Annotated in this window: 21 protein-coding genes; 14 read left to right on the forward strand and 7 right to left on the reverse strand. The window is 64.3% G+C overall.

Annotated features, from left to right (window positions below; genetic code table 11):
* Positions 1 to 2 precede the first annotated feature (2 nt).
* Complete coding sequence (locus tag ACMHLQ_RS17170; protein ID WP_415401923.1) at positions 3 to 3617, forward strand: efflux RND transporter permease subunit; 3615 nt, start codon at positions 3 to 5, stop codon at positions 3615 to 3617.
* Here the strand turns inward: ACMHLQ_RS17170 and ACMHLQ_RS17175 are convergent.
* Positions 3614 to 4258 (reverse strand): protein-disulfide reductase DsbD domain-containing protein, encoded by a 645-nt coding sequence (locus ACMHLQ_RS17175; RefSeq protein ID WP_415401924.1) that lies wholly within the window; start codon positions 4256 to 4258, stop codon positions 3614 to 3616. The genes ACMHLQ_RS17170 and ACMHLQ_RS17175 overlap by 4 nt on opposite strands.
* Positions 4259 to 4572: 314 nt before the next feature.
* Between ACMHLQ_RS17175 and ACMHLQ_RS17180 the strand changes: the two genes are divergently transcribed.
* Positions 4573 to 5145, forward strand: coding sequence for a YqgE/AlgH family protein (locus tag ACMHLQ_RS17180; RefSeq protein ID WP_415401925.1), 573 nt, complete (start codon positions 4573 to 4575; stop codon positions 5143 to 5145).
* 132 nt (positions 5146 to 5277) lie between these two features.
* Here the strand turns inward: ACMHLQ_RS17180 and ACMHLQ_RS17185 are convergent, their stop codons facing one another.
* The gene (locus tag ACMHLQ_RS17185) at positions 5278 to 6210 is read right to left on the reverse strand and encodes an L-threonylcarbamoyladenylate synthase (RefSeq protein WP_415405306.1); all 933 of its coding nucleotides are present in this window, start codon (positions 6208 to 6210) and stop codon (positions 5278 to 5280) included.
* A 134-nt stretch (positions 6211 to 6344) separates the two neighbouring features.
* On the opposite strand from ACMHLQ_RS17185, the gene ACMHLQ_RS17190 reads away from it, so the two are divergent.
* The 5 genes from ACMHLQ_RS17190 to ACMHLQ_RS17210 all read left to right on the forward strand — a co-directional run bounded on the left by ACMHLQ_RS17190 (position 6345) and on the right by ACMHLQ_RS17210 (position 10424).
* A complete protein-coding gene (locus ACMHLQ_RS17190) occupies positions 6345 to 8051 on the forward strand; it encodes an acyl-CoA dehydrogenase (protein ID WP_415401926.1) in 1707 nt (568 codons plus the stop codon).
* Positions 8051 to 9097 carry an MBL fold metallo-hydrolase gene (locus ACMHLQ_RS17195; protein ID WP_415401927.1) on the forward strand — a complete coding sequence of 349 codons (1047 nt, stop codon included), beginning with the start codon at positions 8051 to 8053 and terminating at the stop codon, positions 9095 to 9097. Before ACMHLQ_RS17190 ends, ACMHLQ_RS17195 begins: the two co-directional genes overlap by 1 nt.
* 3 nt (positions 9098 to 9100) lie before the next feature.
* On the forward strand, positions 9101 to 9559 hold the full coding sequence (locus tag ACMHLQ_RS17200; RefSeq protein WP_415401928.1) for a DUF6173 family protein: 459 nt from the start codon (positions 9101 to 9103) through the stop codon (positions 9557 to 9559).
* A 93-nt stretch (positions 9560 to 9652) separates the two neighbouring features.
* On the forward strand, positions 9653 to 9787 hold the full coding sequence (locus tag ACMHLQ_RS17205; protein ID WP_415401929.1) for an aa3-type cytochrome c oxidase subunit IV: 135 nt from the start codon (positions 9653 to 9655) through the stop codon (positions 9785 to 9787).
* 31 nt (positions 9788 to 9818) lie between these two features.
* Positions 9819 to 10424, forward strand: coding sequence for a hypothetical protein (locus tag ACMHLQ_RS17210; RefSeq protein WP_415401930.1), 606 nt, complete (start codon positions 9819 to 9821; stop codon positions 10422 to 10424).
* A gap of 66 nt (positions 10425 to 10490) precedes the next feature.
* On the opposite strand, the gene ACMHLQ_RS17215 is transcribed toward ACMHLQ_RS17210, so the two are convergent.
* The gene (locus ACMHLQ_RS17215; RefSeq protein WP_415401931.1) at positions 10491 to 10814 is read right to left on the reverse strand and encodes an AzlD domain-containing protein; all 324 of its coding nucleotides are present in this window, start codon (positions 10812 to 10814) and stop codon (positions 10491 to 10493) included.
* Positions 10811 to 11521, reverse strand: coding sequence for an AzlC family ABC transporter permease (locus ACMHLQ_RS17220; RefSeq protein ID WP_415401932.1), 711 nt, complete (start codon positions 11519 to 11521; stop codon positions 10811 to 10813). The genes ACMHLQ_RS17215 and ACMHLQ_RS17220 overlap by 4 nt, the downstream gene beginning before the upstream one ends.
* Positions 11522 to 11579: 58 nt before the next feature.
* On the opposite strand from ACMHLQ_RS17220, the gene ACMHLQ_RS17225 reads away from it, so the two are divergent.
* The 4 genes from ACMHLQ_RS17225 to glp are packed head-to-tail and all read left to right on the forward strand — an operon-like array spanning position 11580 to position 15662.
* Positions 11580 to 12461: a formate dehydrogenase accessory sulfurtransferase FdhD gene (locus ACMHLQ_RS17225; RefSeq protein WP_415401933.1), complete on the forward strand. Its 882-nt coding sequence runs from the start codon at positions 11580 to 11582 to the stop codon at positions 12459 to 12461.
* Complete coding sequence (mobA, locus tag ACMHLQ_RS17230; protein WP_415401934.1) at positions 12458 to 13060, forward strand: molybdenum cofactor guanylyltransferase MobA; 603 nt, start codon at positions 12458 to 12460, stop codon at positions 13058 to 13060. Before ACMHLQ_RS17225 ends, mobA begins: the two co-directional genes overlap by 4 nt.
* On the forward strand, positions 13057 to 13548 hold the full coding sequence (gene mobB / locus ACMHLQ_RS17235) for a molybdopterin-guanine dinucleotide biosynthesis protein B (RefSeq protein ID WP_415401935.1): 492 nt from the start codon (positions 13057 to 13059) through the stop codon (positions 13546 to 13548). The genes mobA and mobB overlap by 4 nt, the downstream gene beginning before the upstream one ends.
* The gene (glp, locus tag ACMHLQ_RS17240; protein ID WP_415401936.1) at positions 13545 to 15662 is read left to right on the forward strand and encodes a gephyrin-like molybdotransferase Glp; all 2118 of its coding nucleotides are present in this window, start codon (positions 13545 to 13547) and stop codon (positions 15660 to 15662) included. Before mobB ends, glp begins: the two co-directional genes overlap by 4 nt.
* Here glp and ACMHLQ_RS17245 read toward each other — a convergent pair.
* The 3 genes from ACMHLQ_RS17245 to ACMHLQ_RS17255 all read right to left on the reverse strand — a co-directional run bounded on the left by ACMHLQ_RS17245 (position 15659) and on the right by ACMHLQ_RS17255 (position 17735).
* Complete coding sequence (locus tag ACMHLQ_RS17245) at positions 15659 to 16690, reverse strand: hypothetical protein (protein WP_415401937.1); 1032 nt, start codon at positions 16688 to 16690, stop codon at positions 15659 to 15661. The genes glp and ACMHLQ_RS17245 overlap by 4 nt on opposite strands.
* A gap of 4 nt (positions 16691 to 16694) precedes the next feature.
* Complete coding sequence (greA, locus tag ACMHLQ_RS17250; protein WP_415401938.1) at positions 16695 to 17165, reverse strand: transcription elongation factor GreA; 471 nt, start codon at positions 17163 to 17165, stop codon at positions 16695 to 16697.
* A 186-nt stretch (positions 17166 to 17351) separates the two neighbouring features.
* On the reverse strand, positions 17352 to 17735 hold the full coding sequence (locus tag ACMHLQ_RS17255) for a VOC family protein (RefSeq protein WP_415401939.1): 384 nt from the start codon (positions 17733 to 17735) through the stop codon (positions 17352 to 17354).
* A 73-nt stretch (positions 17736 to 17808) separates the two neighbouring features.
* Here ACMHLQ_RS17255 and soxR point away from each other — a divergent pair, with 73 nt between their 5' ends.
* The 3 genes from soxR (at position 17809) to ACMHLQ_RS17270 (ending at position 21950) form a co-directional block, all read left to right on the forward strand.
* Positions 17809 to 18267, forward strand: a complete 459-nt coding sequence (gene soxR / locus ACMHLQ_RS17260; RefSeq protein ID WP_415401940.1) for a redox-sensitive transcriptional activator SoxR — start codon at positions 17809 to 17811, stop codon at positions 18265 to 18267.
* A gap of 171 nt (positions 18268 to 18438) precedes the next feature.
* A complete protein-coding gene (locus ACMHLQ_RS17265) occupies positions 18439 to 20088 on the forward strand; it encodes an electron transfer flavoprotein-ubiquinone oxidoreductase (RefSeq protein WP_415401941.1) in 1650 nt (549 codons plus the stop codon).
* A gap of 149 nt (positions 20089 to 20237) precedes the next feature.
* Positions 20238 to 21950 carry a tetratricopeptide repeat protein gene (locus ACMHLQ_RS17270; protein ID WP_415401942.1) on the forward strand — a complete coding sequence of 571 codons (1713 nt, stop codon included), beginning with the start codon at positions 20238 to 20240 and terminating at the stop codon, positions 21948 to 21950.
* The last annotated feature ends 19 nt before the right edge of the window (positions 21951 to 21969 follow it).

A 21969-nucleotide genomic window follows, 5' to 3' on the forward strand; every position in this document is an offset into this window, starting at 1 on the left:
CGATGGCGCGCGGCATCCCCAAGGCGGCGGGCGGCATCCTCAGCTATTTCGTGCGCCACCGCACGGTCGCCAATCTGCTGCTGCTGGTGATGCTAGTGGCCGGTGTCGTGGCCATGCCCAACATGCGCGCCCAGTTCTTTCCCGATGTGATCGTGGACAACGTCACCGTCAACGTGGCGTGGGACGGGGCAGGGGCCGAGGATGTCGATGCCGCGATCGTACAGGTGCTCGAACCCAGCCTGCTGGCGGTAGAGGGGGTCGAATCCTCCTCTGCCAATTCGCGCGAGGGGACGGGCACGATCACGCTGGAATTCGAACCCGGCTGGGATATGGGCCGCGCAGCGGACGACGTGCAGACGGCGGTCGATGGCATCACCACATTGCCGGATGACGCGGATGAACCCACCGTGCGCCGTGGCGCCTGGCGCGACCGCGTGACGGATGTCGTCATCACCGGTCCGGTCGGTCCGCAGCAACTGGGCCTCTTTGCGGATGAACTGGTTGTGCGCCTCTTTGCCCAAGGGGTCACGCGCACCACGATCCGCGGCGTGGCCGCGCCCCAGACACTGGTCGAGGTGCCGTCGCTGCAACTGATCGCGAACGAGGTCACCATGTCCGAGATCGCCGCCGCCATCGCTGCCGAGGTCGACACGGACCCCGCAGGCGATGTGACCGGGGCCAATGCGCGTGTGCGCACGGGCACGCAGAAACGCACCCCCGACCAGATCGGCGGCATCGTCCTGCGCTCGAACCCCGACGGGTCCAAACTGCGCATTCGCGATGTGGCCACGGTCGAGCAACTTGGCGCCGCCCGCGACCGCAGCTATTTCGTGGGCGATAATCCCGCCGTGTCCATCCGCGTGGACCGCTCGAACCGGGGCGACGCCATTGCTCTGCAGGCCCAGGTCGAAGACGTCGCTGCCGCCTTGCAAGCCACGCTGCCGCCTTCGGTCACGGTGGAATTGATCCGCACCCGGTCCGAGGCGATCTCGGCCCGTCTGAATATCCTGATCGACAATGCGCTGGTGGGTCTGGCCCTCGTGGTCACGCTGCTGTTCCTGTTCCTCAATGCGCGCACCGCCTTCTGGGTGGCGGCGGGCATTCCCGTGGCGCTGTTTGCGGCCATTGCGCTGATGTACATCGGCGGGCTGACGATCAACATGGTCTCTCTCTTTGGCCTGATCATCACGCTGGGGATCGTCGTGGATGACGCCATCGTGGTGGGGGAACATGCAGATCACCGCTACCGCACCTATGGCGAGCCGCCCCTCGTCGCGGCCGAAAACGCCGCGCGCCGGATGGCGATGCCCGTCTTTGCCGCGACTCTGACAACGGTGATTGCCTTCTTTGGCCTTGTGGCCGTGGGCGGGCGCTTTGGCGACCTGATCCGGGATATCCCCTACACGGTGATCATGGTGCTGGTTGCCTCGCTTGTGGAATGCTTTCTAATCCTGCCACACCACATGGGCCACGCCCTGAACGGATCCGACAAGGCCCGGTTCAGCCGCGTGAAACTGGCCATCGCCATCGCGGTCGTGACTGCTGTGACGGCCGTGGTGTCCGGCGGCTTGGGTTTTGTCCTGTGGCCCGACGACGTCGGCTCCCTTGCCGATGCTGTGCCCTACCTTGCCGCAGGTCCTGCCATCGCGGCCGCGCTTTTCCTGGTGTCACCGCGTGCGCGCAAACGTGCTTGGGTGGCGGCCATGGGCGCCAAAGGGTTCGATACCCCGTCGGTCATCGTCAATCACGGCTTTACATGGATGCGCGAAAAGCTGTTCCGCCCCTTCATGGCCGGGGTGATCACAGCGCGTTATGCGGTGTTGGCGGGCGTATGCGTGGTGCTGGCCAGCCAGGTCGCGCTGTTCATTCAGGGCGATGTGCAATGGCGGTTCTTCAACGCGCCCGAGCGCGGATCGGTCACCGGCAACTTCGCCATGGTCGAAGGGGCCACACGCACCGACACGCTCGAGATGATGCGCGAGATGCAGCGGGCCACCGAAGCGCTGGGCGCCTCTTTTGAAGAGCGGTATGGCCGTAACCCTATCGACTATGTGATTGCCGAGATCGGCGGCAATGCGGGGCGGGGTCTGGCGGGCACCGACAGCAAGGACAATGATCTGCTGGGCGGCATTTCCATCGAACTGATCGACGCTGATCTGCGCCCCTATACCTCTTTCGCCTTCGTGGCCGAGTTGCAGGATGCTGTCGTGCATCACCCGTTGGCCGAAACGGTCAGCTTTCGCGGCTGGCGCTCTGGCCCCGGTGGCGATGCGCTTGATGTCGAGTTTTTCGGCGCGGACACCGACACGCTCAAAGCCGCGTCAGAAGACCTCAAACGCGCCCTCCTGCAATATCCCGAAGTCAGCGCGGTCGAGGACAACCTCGCCTATGACAAGGAAGAGTTGATCCTTGATCTCACTCCGCAGGGTCAGGCGCTGGGCTTTACCATCGACACGCTGGGCCGCGCCTTGCGCGACCGTCTGAACGGGATCGAGGCGGCGACCTATCCCGATGGGCCGCGCAGCGCAGAAATCCGTGTGGAACTGCCCAGCGATGAGCTGACGGCAGACTTTCTCGATCGCACCCAGATGCGCACGCCCGAGGGCAGCTACGTACCGCTGGCCGATATCGTCAGCGTCGAGCGGCGCACGGGTTTCAGCACGGTGCGGCGTGAAAACGGGATCCGGCTGATTTCGGTCACCGGCGACATCTCCGAAGACGACCCGGCCCGCGCCACCGAGATCAACGACGCGCTGGCCGATGACATCCTGCCCACCATCGCCGCCGAACGGCAGGTCGAGTTCCGCCAGTCGGGCCTGAACGAGCAGGAGAATGATTTCCTCAGCGATGCGATGACCGGGCTGATCCTGTGCCTTGCAGGCATCTATCTGGTGTTGGCCTGGGTGTTCTCCAGTTGGACACGGCCCATCGTCGTGATGGCGATCATCCCCTTTGGCCTGGTGGGCACGATCTATGGCCACGCGCTATGGGACGTGCCGCTGAGCATGTTCACGGTGGTGGGGCTGCTCGGCATGACGGGGATCATCATCAACGATTCCATCGTGCTGGTCACGACCATCGACGAATACGCCAAGGATCGCGGGCTGTTCCCGTCGATCATCGACGGGGCGGCGGATCGGCTGCGGCCAGTGATGCTGACCACGCTGACGACCGTGCTGGGCATGGCCCCGCTGCTTTATGAGACGTCGCAGCAGGCGCAGTTCCTCAAACCCACGATCATCACGCTGGTCTACGGCTTGGGCTTTGGCATGGTGCTGGTGCTGCTGGTGGTGCCTGCGCTGGTGGCGATGCAGCATGACGTGGCGCGCCAGATCAAGGCGATGCGGCGCGGGCTTGTCTCGCCTGCCGCCTCGGTGCGCTGGGGGTTCATGGCGCTATGGGCGATGGTGTTGGCGTGGTTTGCCGTGACGCTGGGATATGCGCTGGTGCTGGGCGCGCTGCCTGCGCAACTGATGCAGGTCGTGCCGCAGCTGGGCGAGGTGGGCGCGATGCCCGCGGCGCTTGCGCTGTTTTCCGCAGGGGTGCTGGCGCTGGGCTTTGTGGCCTATGTGCTGGGCGCACTGGGATATCAGCTGATGCGCTGGCGCGCGGCCTAACCGCCGGTGCAGCCCTTGATGTCCACGGCGTAGTCCCCGCCCAGAATGGTGATGCGCACGGCCGAGCGGTCGATGCCAAAGGCGCCGCCATCGGGATGTATCATTTCGCTCACCGCAACGACGGTGCCGCCCTCGCGGGTGGTGCGGGCCTCGCTGATCCACAGACCGGCGGTGCCGGTCTCGATAACTGCCACCTCGGTGCCGCCGGTATGGGGCAGGGCGACATGGGCCTCGATCTCCATCCCGTGATCGGTGGGGCGCAGGTGGCAGGTGGCACTGCGCACGCCGGCCTCGCTGGCGGCATAGGGCGCATCCGCCAGAGCGGCGACAATGGCCGGGGTGGGGCGCGGATCAGGCGCATCCAGCATCGTGTCGATCTTGACCTGATGGGGCATGCAGACGTCGGCGCAGACACCCATCGATAGGGTGGCGCGCATCCGCACAGGTTTGTCGGGCCTTGCCGGTGTCACATGCATCGGGATCACGACCTCGTTCTTGTATCCGATCGAGCGCATGCCGTTCTGCACATAGACACGGGGCGTGGGCCAGGTGATCGCCACATCGCCCAGATTGCGCGCCCGGCTCCAGTCGAATTGGGGGGAATGCCCGCATCGCCCGGCGCGCGCCAATAGGTCTTCCAACCCGGTGCAAGGGTCAGGCGCAGGGCGGCGACGCGGCGGCCATCGGGCAGGTCCCAGCCTTGCAGCACCTCGGTTTTGACCACATCGTCAAATGAGGTCTGGGCGGCGGCGGGCAATGCGCTGGCGCATAGGGCAAACGCGGCGAAAGAGGCAAATCGAGATATCATGCGCCCTACATGACGACAGCCGTGATAAAATCCAAGTCACGATCCAGTGGGTGATCTGTGCGCGGGGGCCTGCCTGCGGCATTGCTGGGCCTTGTGACGCCCCGGTAACAGCGGCATGTTGTAGGTGTGACCGCAACAGGATGGCACATGCCCGATCCCCTATCCCTTGATCTGACCGGTGCGTTGTTGGTGGCGATGCCCGGAATGGGTGACCCCCGTTTTGACCGCTCGGTTGTCTTTGTCTGTGCCCATTCTGCGGATGGGGCAATGGGGCTGATCGTGAACAAGCCCGCGCAGGATATGGGGCTGGGCGAGTTGCTGGACCAGCTCGACATCAAGGGCCAGGATGCGGCGCGCCGGATGCCTGTCCACTTTGGCGGACCGGTTGAGACATCGCGCGGCTTTGTGCTGCACAGCACCGACTATCGCTCGCGCCTGCTGACGCTGGACGTGTGCGACGGGTTCGGCATGACGGCGACGCTCGATGTGCTGGAGGATCTGGCAAGCGGGGCGGGGCCCGCGCGGTCCCTTGTGATGCTGGGCTATGCAGGCTGGGGGCCGGGACAGCTTGAGGGCGAGATCGCCCAGAATGGCTGGCTGACCGTGGATGCAGAACCTGAACTGGTCTTTGGCACCCGGGACGGTGACAAGTGGATGGGCGCCTTGCAGGCGCTGGGCATCGACCCCCTTGGCCTGTCGGGCGAGGCCGGGCGGGCCTGACGTAAGGCGCACCTGAGGTGCGCCTTACCCGGTTTGATGATCCTGCGCGCCATGTCGGCCACAGCAGGGCGCACCAAGCTGCGCCTTACATGGCGATGTCCGGAATCCCGTAAGGCGGAGGTGTCCTCCGCCCTAGCGCGGCGCGGCGGCCCGGCGCAGGCGGTCGTTGATGGCGCGGCCCAGCCCACAATCGGGGACGGGGGCCACGGCAATGGGCCTTTGCATCGCATCGAGCCTGTGCAGATGCCCGAACAGGTTGGCTGCGGCCTCGACCAGATCGCCACTGGCCGACAGGTTCAGATCGGATTGCATCGGGCCAAACCCCAGCAGCACCTCGCCCGCCTGCGCGCAATTGGCGTTCAGCCGCACTGCCGAAGATGGCGCATAGTGCGACGCCAGCTGTCCCGGTGCCGTGATCGCGGTGCCTGCGCGCGCCAGCGGCCCGGTGATCGCCTCGATCTCTTCCACCGCAAGCCCGCCGGGGCGCAGCAGGGCCAGCGGCGTGCCCCCGATGATGGTCGATTCCAGTCCCACGGCACAGGCGCCGCCATCGAGGATTGCCGCGATCTTGCCGTCCAGTCCCGCCAGTACATGGGCGGGTGTCGTGGGGCTGATCCGCCCGGACGGGTTGGCCGAAGGGGCCGCTACCGCGCCGCCGAAGGCTGCCAACAGATCACGCGCCAAAGGATGGGCCGGAACGCGAATGGCCACGGTCTCAAGCCCGGCGGTGACGAGGGGCGACAACCCGTGCCCCTCTGCCAGTGGCACCACCAGGGTCAGGGGGCCGGGCCAGAACGCCTGCGCCAGCCGCCGCATCGGGGCGTCGAACGTCCCGATGGACTGTGCGGCGTCCAGATCGGGGACATGCACGATCAGCGGGTTGAAACTGGGCCGCCCCTTGGCTGCGAAAATCCCCGCAACCGCGCGTCCGTTGCGTGCGTCCCCGCCCAGGCCATAGACCGTCTCGGTCGGGAAGGCGACCAGAGCGCCACCCGCCAGCAGGTCTGCCGCTGCGGCCACGCCATCTGCATCCGGTTTCAGCATTCTGGTCGTGATCACGCCCATATCCGTCCTGCCCGCGCCCTGTGACGCGGCGTTTGAGTTGCGATAGCGCGCACGCACCCGCATCTATCATTCAAAGATGCCCATTTACGCGCAGCCCACCCGCTTGCCAAGACATTGATCCCGGAGCCTGCCTCATGTCCTACCGTGCCCCCGTCGACGACTATACCTTTCTGTTTGACCACGTTGTTGGTCTGGATCAGGTCACCGCCACCGACCGTTTTGCCGATGCCACGCCGGATGTGACGACAGCCATCCTGACCGAGGCGGGCAAGCTGTGCGAAGACGTGGTGGCCCCGCTGCAACGCGCAGGCGATCTGCATCCCGCCCGGCTCGAGAACGGGGTCGTGCGCACCTCGCCCGGCTATGCCGAGGGGTACAAAGCCATTGCGGAGGGCGGCTGGGTCGGCATGGCAGCGGACCCCGAATATGGCGGCATGGGCCTGCCCATGGCCGTGACAAGTGCCGTGAACGAGATGATGAGCGCGGCCTGCCTGTCACTGCAACTCGCCCCGCTGATGACGCAAGGCCAAATCGAAGCGCTGGAACACCACGCCTCTGACGCCATCAAGGACCTGTACCTGCCCAAGCTGATCTCGGGCGAGTGGACAGGCACCATGAACCTGACCGAGCCGCAGGCGGGATCGGATGTGGGCGCGCTGAGCTCCAAGGCCGAGGACAATGGCGACGGCACCTACGCCATCTCGGGTCAGAAAATCTATATCTCCTGGGGCGACAACGACTTTACCGACAACGTCTGCCACCTCGTGCTGGCCCGCCTGCCGGGCGCGCCCGCGGGCACCAAGGGGATCAGCCTGTTCCTCGTGCCGCGCAACTTGCCGGACGAGCAGGGCAATGCGGGCGTGGCCAACAGCCTCAAGGTGGTCAGCCTGGAACACAAGATGGGCCTGCACGGCTCGCCCACCTGCGTGATGCAATATGACGGGGCCACCGGCTGGATGGTCGGCGCGCCGGGGGGTGGCATGGCGGCCATGTTCACCATGATGAACAATGCCCGCCTCGGTGTGGGCGGGCAGGGCGTGGGGGCGGCCGAGGGCGCCTATCAACACGCGCTGTCCTATGCGCTGGACCGCAAACAGGGCCGCACCGAAGGCGAAACAGGCACCATCATCGACCACGCTGATGTGCGCCGGATGCTGATGACCATGCGCGCCGAAACCTACGCGGCGCGCGGCATCGCACTGGCCTGCGCCGTGGCCATCGACATGACCACCGCCACGGATGATCCTGCGTGGAAATCCCGCGCCGCCCTGCTGACACCCATCGCCAAGGCCTTTGGCACCGATATCGGCAACGAGGTCGCGGGCATGGGCATCCAGGTCCATGGCGGCATGGGCTTTGTCGAGGAAACGGGCGCGGCGCAATATGCCCGCGACGTGCGGGTGACCACGATCTACGAAGGCACCAACGGCATTCAGGCCATGGACCTTGTCGCGCGCAAGATGATGGACGGGGGCGAAGCGGCCGCCCGCATCTTTGACGAGATCGAGGCCGCGGCCGAAGAGGCGCGCGGCACCTTCCCCAAGATGGCCGAAGCCGTCTGGCAGGCCAGCGAATCCCTGCGCGAAACCACCGAATGGATGATCGCTCAAAATCACCGCGTCCGCTTTTCGGGAGCTGTGCCATACCTGCGCGCCTTTGCGCGGGTGCTGGGCGGCCACATCCACCTGCAATCGGCGCTGAACGATCAGGGCGGTGCCCGCGAAAAGGTGGCGCGCTTCTATATCCAGCGCCTGCTGCCGGAACATGACAGCCTGCTTGCGCAGGCGCAGGCAGGGGATTACGACATATATGCCCTGACCCCGGAAGAGTTCGCCGCCTGATGAAAGACGCACCGCCCACTGGCCTCAGATACCCGTGGGCGGACCCGCCAGAGCACGGCACCGCCATCGAAGTCGCCCCGGGCGTGCTGTGGTGCCGCCTGCCGCTGCCGATGAAGCTGGACCACGTGAACGTCTATGCGCTGGATGATGGCGACGGCTGGACGGTGATCGACACAGGCTTTGCCTCGAACAAGACAAGGGGCATCTGGCAGGCACTGATGGATGGCCCGCTGGCGGGCAAACCGATCCGCCGTGTTGTCGTCACGCACCATCACCCCGATCACGTCGGCCTTGCAGGCTGGCTGCAGACCGACTTTGGCGCCGAACTGATCACCACGCGCACCGCCTGGCTGTTTGCGCGGATGCTGACGCTGGATGTGCAGGAAACGCCCACGCAGGAAACGCTCGATTTTTACCTCAGCGCAGGCATGGACCGCGCGATCTATGACCAGCGCGCGGGCGAACGCCCGTTCAACTTTGGTGACATCGTTGCGCCCATGCCGCTGGGCTACACGCGGATCAAACAGGGCGACACGATCGTCATGGGCGCGCGTACTTGGGACATCCATATCGGCAATGGCCACGCCCCCGAACACGCCACGTTCTGGAGCCGTGACGACAACCTCGTGCTTTCGGGGGATCAGATACTGCCCTCGATCAGCCCCAATATCGGGGTCTACGCGACCGAACCCATGGCCGACCCGATTGGCGACTGGCTCGAGGCTTGCGAACGGCTGGCCCCTCTGGCGCGCGAGGATCATCTTGTGCTGGGCGGGCACAAGCTGCCCTTTACCGGCCTGCCGACGCGGATGCGGCAGCTGATCGACAATCACCACGGCGCGCTTGACCGGCTGCTCGACTATATCGACACGCCCAAGGCCGCCGCCGACTGCTTTGTGCCGCTGTTCAAGCGCAAGATCGGCGCGGGGGAATATGGCCTCGCCCTGGTTGAAGCCATCGCCCATCTGTCGCACCTTCACCAGGACGGGCGCGCCACCCGGAGCAAACGGGACGATGGTGCGTGGGTCTATCAACGCAAAGGGTAAGACATGAACTCCGAGATCAAGACCGCAGCAGAGGCGCATGAGGCGGAGGCACTGCCACGCTGCCACGAGGTCCATGCCGATGCCAGCGCGCGCAACGTAGCCGATCAGCCGGTGCCGGGGGGCATCACCAAGACACCCGCTGACAAGAAAAGCCCGGCGCAATGGGCTTATGAGCGCATCATCATGTATCTCAAGAACTTCGAGGAAAGCCTGGACAACGAGCACGAGGTGGCCATGGGCTTTACCGGTGGCGATGCGGGCATCCTGCGGATCGAAGGCATGGGCTATTTCGATCCGGATATCGTGACCTTCTACGGCAGCGACCCGACGGGGGCAAAGACCCAGCTGATCCAGCATGTGAGCCAGTTGAACGTGATGCTGCGCGCCCTGCCCAAGGCGGTGGAACAGGCCGAACCCAACCGGATCGGTTTCCGTCTGGCGCAAGACCTCGAAGAGGCGTGAACAGGTCGCACCCCTTGTGCGCCAAAGACGCAGTGACAGGCCCGCGCAGATAGGCTAAAGCGCGGCCAAGCCAATTTAAGAAGGAAGCCGGTCATGGCAGATCACAAACACGGTGAAATGGACATCAAGGAAAACGAAAAGACCTTTGACGGGTTCATGCAGTGGACCACTTGGTCGGTCGTCGTGATCCTTGTAATCATCATCGGCATGGCTATTTTCATCAGCTGATTTTTTTTAAGGCCCTTGCGGGAGAATTGTGATGCGTGTGATCGCAGCCTTGGCTGTCTGTTCTGTTTTGGCAGCCTGCGCGCAAGCGCCCACAGTGCCCTATGCCAGTGATGAACGGGTGGCCGCATCGGCCTACCGCGAACCGGGGCCCAACACGTTCACCATCTTCACGATGGTCAGCAACCGCAACGGCAAGGGCGCGCATTCCGCGCTGATGATCAACGGCACCCAGCGGGTGATCTTTGATCCCGCGGGTTCTTTCGTGAATGACCGCGTGCCCGAGCAGGAAGACGTGCTTTATGGAGTCTCACCCGCCGTGCTCAAAGGGTACAAGAGCGCCCATGCCCGCAGCACCTTTCACGTGGTCAGCCAGACCTTTGAGGTGACACCGGAACAGGCCGCCATCGCACTGCGCCTTGCCACGACAAACGGGGCCGTGCCGCGCGCCTTTTGCACCAGCGCAACGACGGGTCTGCTGCAACGGGTGCCCGGTTTCGAGGATATCCAGCAGACGCTGTTTCCCACCAAGCTGATGGAACAACTCGCGTCCCGCCCCGGTGTGCGCGAAGAGAAATACTTTGAAGATGACGAAGGCGGCATCGTTGAAGGTGTCGAAGGCATCGTTCTGCCCGATTGACGCCGGGCGGACGCTCTTTGCCCCTGGCAAAGACGCCCCACCCGCCGTCCCAAGGGCGCGGCGCTCCTATCCCACCCCATAGACCAGCAGGAACAGGGCCAGCGCGCCTGCACCGATCCCTGCAAAGACGTTTCTGGTCCAGATCCCGACCGCCAGCGTCACGATGGCGGCGACAACGCGCGTCGGCTCGGTGCTACCCCCCTCGCCCGAATAGACCACCAGCGGGGCCACCAGTGCAGGCAGGATGGCCACGGCCGTATAGCGCAGATGGCGCAGCAGCCATGCAGGCAGCGGGCGATCCCCGACAAAACCGAGAAAGGTAAAGCGCAGCAGGAAACTGCCCGCGCCCAGACCCGCGATCACGATCCACAGCGTGCTCTTGTCGATCATGTGTCGCGCCCCTTCAGCCACAACTCGGCCTGCGCGCCCGCCATCATGCCCGCCGTGCCCGCAACGATCAGGCCCAGCGAATAGGGGATAGAGACGGCGAGCAGGGCAACCACCACCGCCACCGCCGCCGCAATCAGGTGGGGCAGGGTGCGCATCATCGGCGCCACCATCGACAGGAAGGCGATGGGCAACGCGAAATCCAACGGCAGGTCCGCAGGCAGTGTCGCGCCCAACGCGGCCCCCAGATAGCTGCACCCGAACCACGCGATCATGACCAACAGGCAGGTGCCAAAGAAGTAGGCCATGCGCTGGGGCACGGTCATGGACGTGTCCGCATCGAACTTGGCGTGGCTGAGGGCATAGCTCTGATCGACCAGCAGGTAGGCGGCAAAGATGCGCTGCCAGATCGGCGCACCGCCCAAATAGGGCGTCAACGCCGCCGAATACATCGCCACGCGCAGGTTCACGGCCAGGGCCGAGATCAGCACGATGATCGTCGGCGCCTCGTCCTGCATCAGTTGCAAGGCGGTGAATTGGGCCGCCCCCGCAATCACCACGACGGAAAAGCCGATGACCTCGAAAATGTTCAACCCGGCCTCGGTCGCCAGCACCCCGAACAGCAGGGCAAAGGGGCCCGCAACCACCACAAAAGGCGCACCGTCGCGTACGCCCGCCCAAAAGGCGGAATTGGTGGTGGTGAAGGGCATGGCTGGGCCTTAGGTTGGACGCACAGGAAATACCTACCACGCAGTCCGGGGAACGCAATTGGCACGCGACAATGATCTGACAGGCTATGTGATTGCGCCCGATCCGGGGGCCGCACGACTGACCCGCCGCGTTGTCGGCCACGACCAGACGGGCACCGCCATCGAAATCTCGGTGGTCGAGGAACGGCCCCTGACCATCTTTCTCAACAGCCAGGAAATCGTCACGGCGATGACCATCGGCGACTACCCCGATTTTCTAGCGCTGGGGTTCCTGCGCAATCAGGGAATGCTGAGTGCGGCGGATACCGTCACCGGTGTCGATTACGACGAGGAACTTGAAACCGTCGTCGTGCGCACCGCCGCCCCCACCAATCACGAGGAAAAGCTCAAGAAAAAGACGCGCACCAGTGGCTGCGCTGTCGGCACCGTCTTTGGCGACATGATGGAGGGGCTGGAGGACGTGCAATTGCCCGCCACACCGGTGCGCACCTCTGCGCTCTATACGCTGGCGGCGCGGATCAACCGCACGCCCTCTCTCTACCTCGAGGCGGGGGCAATTCACGGCACAGTACTGTGCCAGGACGACCAGCCGCTGGTCTATATGGAAGACGTGGGCCGCCACAACGCGGTCGACAAGATCGCTGGCTGGATGATGGCCAACACCGTCCCGGCACATGACAAGATCCTTTACACCACGGGGCGCCTGACATCCGAAATGGTGATCAAGACGGCGATGATGGGCATCCCGGTCCTGGCCTCGCGCTCGGGCTTTACCGCTTGGGGGGTCGAGATCGCGCAGCAGGTCGGGCTGACGCTGATCGGGCGGATGCGCGGCCAGCGCTTTGTCTGCCTCAGCGGCGAAGAACGGCTGGTGCGGGACGCCGACCCCGCTGCCATCGCGGACGAGCCGAAAAAGGCGCGCAGGAAAAGCGCCCAATGACCCCACCAATCGGTATTATCCTCGCGGGCGGGCAGGCCACGCGCATGGGCGGCGGCGACAAGGGGCTGCGCATGCTGGGCGACCAGACCTTGCTGGCGCGCGTGATCGAACGGCTTGAGCCGCAGGTGTCGGACATCGCGCTCAATGCCAATGGCGACCCTGCGCGCTTTGCCGATCTGAACATCCCGGTGATACCCGACAGCATCGACGGGTTCGCTGGCCCCCTTGCCGGGGTGCTTGCCGGTCTGGATTGGGCGGCGACCCAAGGGGCAGACACGATTGTGACGGCGGCGGCGGACACGCCGTTCTTTCCCTGCGATCTGGTGCCGCAACTGCAACTGGCGACCGAAGGGACGGCGCATCCGCTCGCCCTGGCCGCCACACCCGATCCCAAACGGGGCATGGCGCGGCACCCGACTTTCGGCCTCTGGCCCGTCGCGCTGCGCGACGATCTGCGGGCCGCGCTCAATGACGGTGTGCGCAAGGTCGTGCTGTGGACGGACCGGCACGATGGCCGACTTGCCGCATTCGCGGACGAGGCTGCATTCTTTAACGTCAACACACCCGATGATCTGATCAAGGCCGAGGACATGTTATGAGACTTTACGGCGTGGTCGGCTGGAAAAACGCGGGCAAAACCGGGCTGATGGAACGGCTGGTGACCGAGATCACGGGGCGCGGCCACCGGGTGTCGACCGTGAAACATGCCCATCACAGCTTTGACGTGGATCACGCGGGCAAGGACAGTTACCGCCACCGCGTGGCAGGTGCGACCGAGGTGCTGCTGGCCTCGCGCAACCGCTTTGCCCTGATGCACGAGTTGCGCGATGAGGATGAGCCGACGCTTGCCGAACTGCTCTCCAAACTCGCCCCCGTCGATCTGGTGCTGGTCGAAGGGTACAAACGCGACACCCATCCCAAGGTCGAAGCACACCGCGCCGTGACGGGCAACCCGTTGATCGCGCCGGATGATCCGACCATCCGCGCGGTGGCCAGCGACACGGCCCTGACGCTGGATCGGCCCGTGTTCGATCTGAACGACACCGCAGCGATTGCCGATTTCATTCTGGCCGAGGTGGGGTTGTGAAAACAGGCGCGGGGTTTGACAGGATCATCATTGTCGATTGGTCAGCCTCCAAGGTGCCATCCCCGAAAAAGCCGTCGCCAGATGCGATCTGGATGGCGGTGGTGGATGCAAAGGGCACACAGTGTTCCTATCACCGCACCCGCGCCGATGTGATGACCCGCCTGCGGGCGCAGTTCGATGCAGCACTGGCTGCGGGTCAGCGCGTATTGGCGGGCTTTGATTTCCCCTTTGGCTATCCTGCCGGCTTTGGCCGTGCGGTTGTGGGCGTCGATGATCCGCTGGCGCTTTGGTCTGCGCTCTCAGCGCGCATCGAAGACGGCGATGACAATGCCAACAACCGCTTTGACGTGGCGCGCGCCCTCAATCGCCTTTTTCCCGGTGTGGGTCCGTTCTGGGGCTGTCCTGCGGGTTTGGAAGACGCGGATTTGCCCGCCAGGGGAACGGCGCGCCATGGCCACGGGATGCCGGAAAAGCGGCAGGTGGAGTTGCGGATACCCTCTGCGCAGCCTTGTTGGAAACTCTACACAACCGGCTCTGTTGGTTCACAGGCCTTGCTCGGGATTGCACGGCTTCAGGCCTTGCGGGATAACTATGGCCCGGCGCTTTCGGTCAGCCCGTTTCAGGCCCCGGACACGCCAATTGTTCTGGCCGAGGTTTACCCCTCGATGCTCGCGGGTGAGGTGGCAGCCCGTCAGGGCGCGGATGAGATCAAGGACCGCGCGCAGGTGCGCGTGCTGGCCGAGGCGTTTGCGGGCCTGCCCCATACCGCGCTCGACGCGATGCTGCGTGAAGGGGACGGGGTGGAGGGCTGGATTCTCGGCCTCGGCCTCGGGCACGAAACGGCCCTGCGTGCCGCTCTGGCTGGCGCTCCGATGCCCTTGAAAAACGACTGCTTTGCCTTGCCGCCGGGCGTCCACTGGACACCGGTGGACGAGGCCTTGGCCAGTCTCAAATCGCGCCTTGGCCCGGTTGTCGGCACGACGCAGGTGCCTGTTGGCCAGGCTCTGGACCGGATCGTCTCGGCCGACATCATCGCGCCCCGCGCCCATCCCCCGCTGCCGAACACGGCTGTAGATGGTTACGGTTTCCTTAACGGACGCGGCGAAGGGCCCCACCAGATGTCGGTCATGGCCGAAGATATGGCGGCGGGCGCCGCACCCGACACCGTTGTCCCCGCGGGGACAGCCATCCGTATCCTGACCGGCGCCGCCTTGCCCCCTGGGGTCGACACCGTGATCCTGCAAGAAGACGTGACGGTAAGCGGCAACACGATCAGTTTCACAGGCCCGATTAAACACGGCGCCAACACCCGAAAGGCTGGTGAGGACGTCGCGGCAGGCGATGTCGTTGTGCACCGGGGGCGGCGGGTGACGCCCGCGGACGAGGCGCTGCTGTCGGCTGTCGGTGCGAACGCGGTTCCGGTTTACGCGCCCCTGCGTGTCGGCATCCTGTCCACGGGAAACGAACTGGTGCCCGCCGGGGCGGATGCCGGGCCGGGCCAGATTTACGACGCGAACCGGCCGATGCTGATGGGGTTGGTTTCCAAGCTGGGACACCACGCGGTGGACCTTGGGCAGGTGGCGGATGACCGTGCAGCGCTTGCGGCGCGGCTGGATGATGCTGCGGGCCAGGTCGATGTGATCCTGACCAGCGGGGGCGCCTCGGCGGGGGATCACGATCACGTCTCGGCCCTCCTGAACGAAGCGGGGGCCATGGCGCTCTGGCGCATCGCGATCAAGCCGGGCCGCCCCTTGGCGCTGGGCATGTGGCAGGGAACCCCCGTCTTCGGACTGCCCGGCAACCCGGTCGCGGCGATGGTCTGCACGCTGGTCTTTGGTGCACCTGCGCTGGCGCAGATGGCGGGGGCGGAGTGGTCCGCGCCGCAGGGGTTTATGGTGCCTGCCGCCTTTGAGAAACAGAAGAAGGCGGGGCGTCGCGAATACCTGCGGGCACGTATGGTCGGGGGCGAGGTCGAGGTCTTTGCCTCTGAAGGATCCGGGCGGATCAGTGGGCTGGCCTGGGCCGAGGGGCTGGTCGAACTGCCCGATCACGCCATGCAGGTGCGCCGTGGCGACCTGGTCCGGTACATCCCGTGGAGCGGCTTTGGCCTTTAGTCGAACGTGCCCGCAACGCGGCCCAGCAACATGAAGGCGCGCGCGGTGCGCGTGTCGCTGAGGGCAGACACATCTGCATCCGATGCGATTTCGGCAAAGGCCGACACGGTCTTGTCAAAGCGGCGCAGGAAGTGATGCGCGGCATCGCGAAAGATCGGATCCTGCTTCATCCGCCCGGCGGTCAGCGCCAGGGATGAACGATCCCTTACCCCACCGAGCGCTGCGACGGACCGCCCACGTGCGCCACTGGCGAACTGGCGCCAGATTTCGGGCCGCGCGCGGTCAGGGCGCAGATCGTCCATGTAGATGCCGTCCTGGCTGAGCAGGGTCAGGATGTCCTGTGCGGCCTGGATCAGCTGCGCGGTCTCGCGGTCCTTCATCGCCTTGCGCAGCGCGGCAAAGCCTTCCTCGTCTTCGGCCGTTTCGGGGAAGTTGAGGGCGCGGATGAAATCCTGCGTGGCAAGGGGCGGCGCCATGTCTTCGGCTGTGGTGCCAAGGGCGAGGGCGGGCTGGTCGCCCGCATCCGGCGCGGCAGGGGCCGGTTGGGCCGCAGCGGCGCGCGGCGGGCCGTCACCGTCGCGGCGGCTTTGAAAGGTGGCGAGCGCGGTTTCGGTCTTGCGCGCAGCGGCGGCGATTTCGTCCAGTTTGCGCGCCACCGAAGGTTCGGTGGACAGGTCGCGCCCCTGGGCCTGGGCGATATAGGCCTGGCGGATCGCGTCGATGGCGGCCTGCAAGCGCTGGCTTTCCTCGCGCATCACGCGGCTGGAGCGTGCAGCAGTCGCCGCGACCCAGATCATCGCCACGGGCATGAACACCGCGAGCATCGTGATGAGAAAGCGCAGACCCTCCGCGCCCGTCGGCTGCCCGTCACCGCCGCCGGACAGCAGAAAGAACGCCGCCGCCCCGACCAGCCAGATCGCGGACATGATCAAGGCGGCCACTTCGATACCCGTGACGCCCCCGTGTTTGGGCTTGTCATAGATGCCGAGCGGGGTCGGGCGCGATTGTGGTGAGGTCTTGTCGGCCATGGCCTCAGCTATAGCTGATTTTCAGGACTTCATAGGACTTTTCACCGCCCGGTGTGCGCACCTCGACGCTGTCGCCCTCTTCTTTGCCGATCAGGGCCCGCGCGATAGGCGATTTGATGTTCAAAAGCCCGTTTTCGATGTTGGCCTCGTATTCGCCGACGATCTGGTAGGTCTTTTCCTCGTCCGTGTCCTCGTCCACCAGGGTCACGGTCGCGCCGAACTTGATCGCGCCTGACATCTTGGTGGGGTCGATGACCTCGGCCAGCGAAATCACGCCTTCGAGTTCCTTGATCCGGCCCTCGATGAAGGACTGCTTTTCCTTGGCGGAATGGTATTCCGCGTTCTCGGACAGATCGCCATGCTCGCGCGCCTCGGCAATCGCCTTGATGATGGCGGGCCGCTCTTCGCTTTTGAGCTGTTTGAGTTCCGTTTCCAGTGCAGTCGCACCGGCGCGGGTCATAGGGATCTTTTCCATCGGCTGCGGTCCAATTAGCTGCGGCGGCCCCGTTAAGGGAGCCGCCGATACATGCGATGGAGAATACCTGACCCAATGGGGCGGGGGAATGCAAGCGGATTTGGGGGTGCCGATGGGTCGGGCAGGGGGCGCTGCCCCCGGCCTTCGGCCTCCCCCGTGGTATTTTCAGTCAGAAGACGCGCAGGGTCAGTCGTATTGCACCACCTCGTATTCGATCCCGTCAGTGTCGTGGAAATAGAAGCGTTGGCCGGGCTCGTAGTCGTAGTGTTCGCCCGGTGTGAACCCTTGGGCTGCGACACGCGTGCGCATGGCTGCGATGTCTTCGACCACCACGGCGATGTGATTGAGGCCGCCATTTGTCACGTAGTTGTCTTCGCGCGCGCCTACCTTGCCAGTCTTGGGGGCGTAGAGCGCGAGGTAATGCGTGTCGGTGCCCACATGCACCGTATAGCCGACATCGCGGGAATCGCCTGTCCAGCGGATGTGCCAGCCGAACAGATCGCACATCCACTGCGCTGTGCGGTCGGGATCGGTCACGGTGTAATTCGTGTGTTCGAGTTGCGCGGTCATAACGCTTCCTTTCGTGTGGTTGTAAGGCTACTGTCCCATCTCAAGTTCACTTTAGGTCAAGAGGTTTTTTGCGATGGCAACATCGGAGGGATTGAGCATCGGAGACATCGCGGCCCGCACCGGTCTGGCGGTGTCGGCGATCCGTTATTACGAGGACGAGGGGTTGGTCGCGCCGTGGCGCAATGATGCCGGGCGGCGCCGGTTTCAGCGCGCCGATATAAGGCGGCTGAGTTTCATCATGGTGGCGCAGCAATTCGGGTTCACACTGGCGCAGATCAAGGTCGAACTGGACCGCCTGCCGCGCCACCGCGCCCCGACCAAGGCCGACTGGACGCGCATCAGTGCCGAGTTCCGCGACGGTCTGGACGCGCGCATCGCGCAACTGCAAAAGCTGCGCGACACGCTGGATGGCTGTATCGGCTGTGGCTGTCTGAGCCTTGAGGCCTGCGCGCTGTACAACCCTGCCGACCGTGCGGCCAAGCGCGGCACAGGGCCGCGTTATCTGCTGGGGGACAGCCCTGATCCGGCCTGACTGCCCACGAATCTTGCGAACTTGACCCTCAATTCAAATAACGTGCCGTCTTTCCGTGAATTTTTTCTGGATTTTTTCACGGAGGCAATGCACCACGTTGCGAACGCATTATCTGTGCGATAGCGACGTGACCAACGTGCGACGCACTTGAGGGAAGAGGGAGCCGCCGAGATGGCCGATATTGAACGCGAAGCGATGGAATATGACGTGGTGATCGTCGGTGCAGGCCCTGCAGGTCTGTCGGCGGCCATTCGTCTGAAACAGCTGGATGCCGATCTGAACGTTGTTGTGCTGGAAAAGGGCTCGGAAGTGGGCGCGCACATCCTGTCGGGTGCGGTGCTGGACCCTTGTGGCCTCGATGCGCTGATCCCTGACTGGAAGGACAAGGGCGCGCCGCTGAACGTGCCTGTGGTCGAGGACAATTTCTATATGCTGGGTGAGGCAGGGCAGGTCCGTATCCCCAATGCCCCGATGCCGCCCCTGATGAACAACCACGGCAACTATATTGTCTCGATGGGCAATGTGTGCCGCTGGATGGCCGAGCAGGCCGAGGAGATGGGGGTCGAGATTTTCCCTGGCATGGCCTGTTCCGAGCTGGTTTACGGTGACAGTGGCGAAGTGAAGGGCGTTGTGGCCGGTGTGTTCGGCCTTGAGGCTGACGGGTCGATTGGTGAGGGCACAGAGCCGGGCATGGAGCTGCACGGCAAATACGTGTTCCTGTCCGAGGGTGTGAGGGGCAGCCTGTCGAAAGAGGTGATTGCCAAATACGATCTGGCCAAGGACAGCGAGCCGCAGAAGTACGGCCTTGGCATGAAGGAGATCTGGGAGATCGACCCGGCCAAGCACAAGGAAGGCACTGTCACCCACACGATGGGCTGGCCGCTGGGCGGCAACGCGGGCGGCGGGTCGTTCATCTATCACCTTGAGAACAATCAGGTTTATGTCGGCTTTGTTGTCCACCTGAACTACAAGAACCCGCACCTGTTCCCCTACATGGAATACCAGCGGTTCAAGCATCACCCGATGGTCGCGGACCTGCTGGAAGGCGGCAAGCGCGTGGCTTACGGCGCGCGCGCGATTTCCGAAGGTGGCTACCAGTCGATGCCCAAGATGGTGGCGCCCGGTGTGGCGCTGCTGGGCTGTTCGGTGGGCATGGTCAACGTGCCCCGCATCAAGGGCAACCACAACGCGATGCTGTCGGGCAAGGCGGCGGCCGAGGCGGCGTTTGACGCAATCAAGGCCGAGCGGTCGGGCGACGAGCTGACCGCTTACGAGACCGAAGTGCGCGAAGGCGCGATTGGCAAGGACCTCAAGAAGGTGCGCAACGTCAAGCCGCTGTGGTCCAAGTACGGGCTGACGGCCAGCCTGGTCCTGGGTGGGTTCGATATGTGGACCAACACGCTGGGCTTTTCGCTGTTTGGCACGATCGGGCATGGAAAGAACGATGCGGATGCGACCGAGGAAGCTTCCAAGCACACGCCCATCGACTATCCCAAGCCCGATGGCAAACTGTCCTTTGACCGTCTGACCAACGTCGCCTTCAGCTTTACCAATCACGAGGAAAGCCAACCGGCGCATCTGAAACTGACGGATGATGCGGTGCCGGTGAAGGTGAACCTGGCCAAATATGCAGGCCCTTCGGCACGCTATTGCCCGGCGGGTGTGTACGAGTTTGTGGAGGAAGAGGGCAAGGACGCGCGCTTTGTCATCAACTTCCAGAACTGCGTGCACTGCAAGACATGTGACATCAAGGATCCCAGCCAGAACATCACCTGGACCACGCCGCAAGGGGGTGACGGGCCGAACTACCCCAACATGTGATCGCAGTACCAGAACGATCAAAGGCCGGGCCATGTGCCCGGTCTTTTGCCGTTTCGCGCCCATAGTCTGACCATTTCGCGAGGTTACATTGCACCTCGCGCCAGACGTGCTAGCCTCTGCTCAACGCATAACAAAAGGCAGTCTTACCCGTGATCCGTACGCTTCTTGGCAGTGCCGCGCTGGCCGTTCTTGTGACCGTGGCCCCGCATGTCGCGCAGGCCCAATCCATTTCGGGCCCCTACCTGGCTGCACGTCAGGCCGCCATCGAAAACGATTTTGAGGCCGCCGCGCGCTATTACACCGAGGCGTTGTCGCGGGCGCCGGGCAATCCGGCACTGATGGAGGCGGTGATTTCCACCCAACTGGCGCTGGGCCGCGTGGACCGCGCCTTGCCCATCGCCAAACTGATCGAGTCGCGCGACCTGCGCTCGCAAACCGCCCATATGGCGGTGATTGCCGATCTGCTGGCGCGAGAAGAGTATGACACCTTCCTCGCCCGCGATGTCGAGCAGTTGGGGATCGGGCCGTTGGTGGACGGTCTACTGGTGGCCTGGGCCAAGATCGGCGCGGGTGATGCCGAAGGGGGCCTCGCGGATTTCGACACCATCAGTGAAGAGCGCGGATTGCGCGGATTTGCCTTGTATCACAAGGCGATGGCGCTGGCGGGCCTGGGCGATTTCGAGGCTGCCGAGGCGCTGTTCGAGGCCGAGGCAGGCCCGCTGCAACAGACCCGGCGTGGTGCCATGGCACGCGCCGAAGTGCTGTCGCAACTGGGCCGGAACGAGGATGCCATTGCGTCCCTGCAAGCAGCATTCGGCAGTTCGACCGACCCTGAATTGAGCGCGATGGAGCTGGCCCTTGAGGCCGGTGAAGTGCTGACGTTCACCCACATCACCTCGCCACGCGATGGCGCGGCGGAGGTGTTCTATTCGCTCGCAGGTGCCCTGCGCCAGGATGCGGGTGCGGATTACACCCTGCTCTATGGCCGTGTGGCACGCCATCTGCGCCCGGATCACATTGATGCGCTGCTGTTGAATGCCGATCTCTTGGAAGAGTTGGAGCAGTTTGGCCTCGCCAATGCCGCCTACAAACAAGTGCCTGCCGACCACCCGGCCTTTCACGCCGCCGAACTGGGCCGCGCGGCAGCTTTGCGTGAATCGGGTAAACCCGAAGCCGCCATCGAAGTGCTGGAACAACTGGCCAAACGGTTTGGCGATCTGTCGATTGTGCATTCCACGCTGGGCGACGTCCTGCGCCAGCAGGACCGTTTTGAAGAGGCTGTGGAGTCCTACAACAAGGCGATTGACCTGTTGGGAGAGGGCGAGCGGGGATCATGGTTCCTGCACTATGCGCGCGCGATTTCGCTGGAACGTCTCAAGGACTGGCCCCGGGCCGAGGCCGACTTTCGCAAGGCGCTGGAGCTCAATCCCGGCCAGCCGCAGGTGCTGAATTATCTCGGTTATTCGTTGGTAGAAAAACAAATCAAGCTGGATGAAGCCCTTGAAATGATTGAGGAAGCAGTCACGGCAAGCCCCGACAGCGGCTACATTGTCGACTCCCTTGGCTGGGTTCTCTACCGCCTTGGCCGCTACGATGAAGCGGTCGAACACATGGAACGCGCGGTCGAATTGATGCCCGTCGATCCGGTGGTCAACGACCACCTTGGCGACGTCTATTGGGCCGTGGGCCGCGAACGCGAGGCGCGGTTCCAGTGGATGCGCGCCCTCAGCTTTGTCGACCCGAGCGAGGTGGACGGCGAGGCCGACCCGGACCGAATGCGCCGCAAGCTGGACATCGGTCTGGACCGTGTGCTGGACGAAGAAGGTGCGGAGCCGCTGAAGGTGGCGGATGAAGACGGTTGAGGTTTTTGCCCCGGCCAAG

The sequence above is a fragment of the Tateyamaria algicola genome (genome assembly GCF_047715485.1).
GTDB lineage: Bacteria > Pseudomonadota > Alphaproteobacteria > Rhodobacterales > Rhodobacteraceae > Tateyamaria.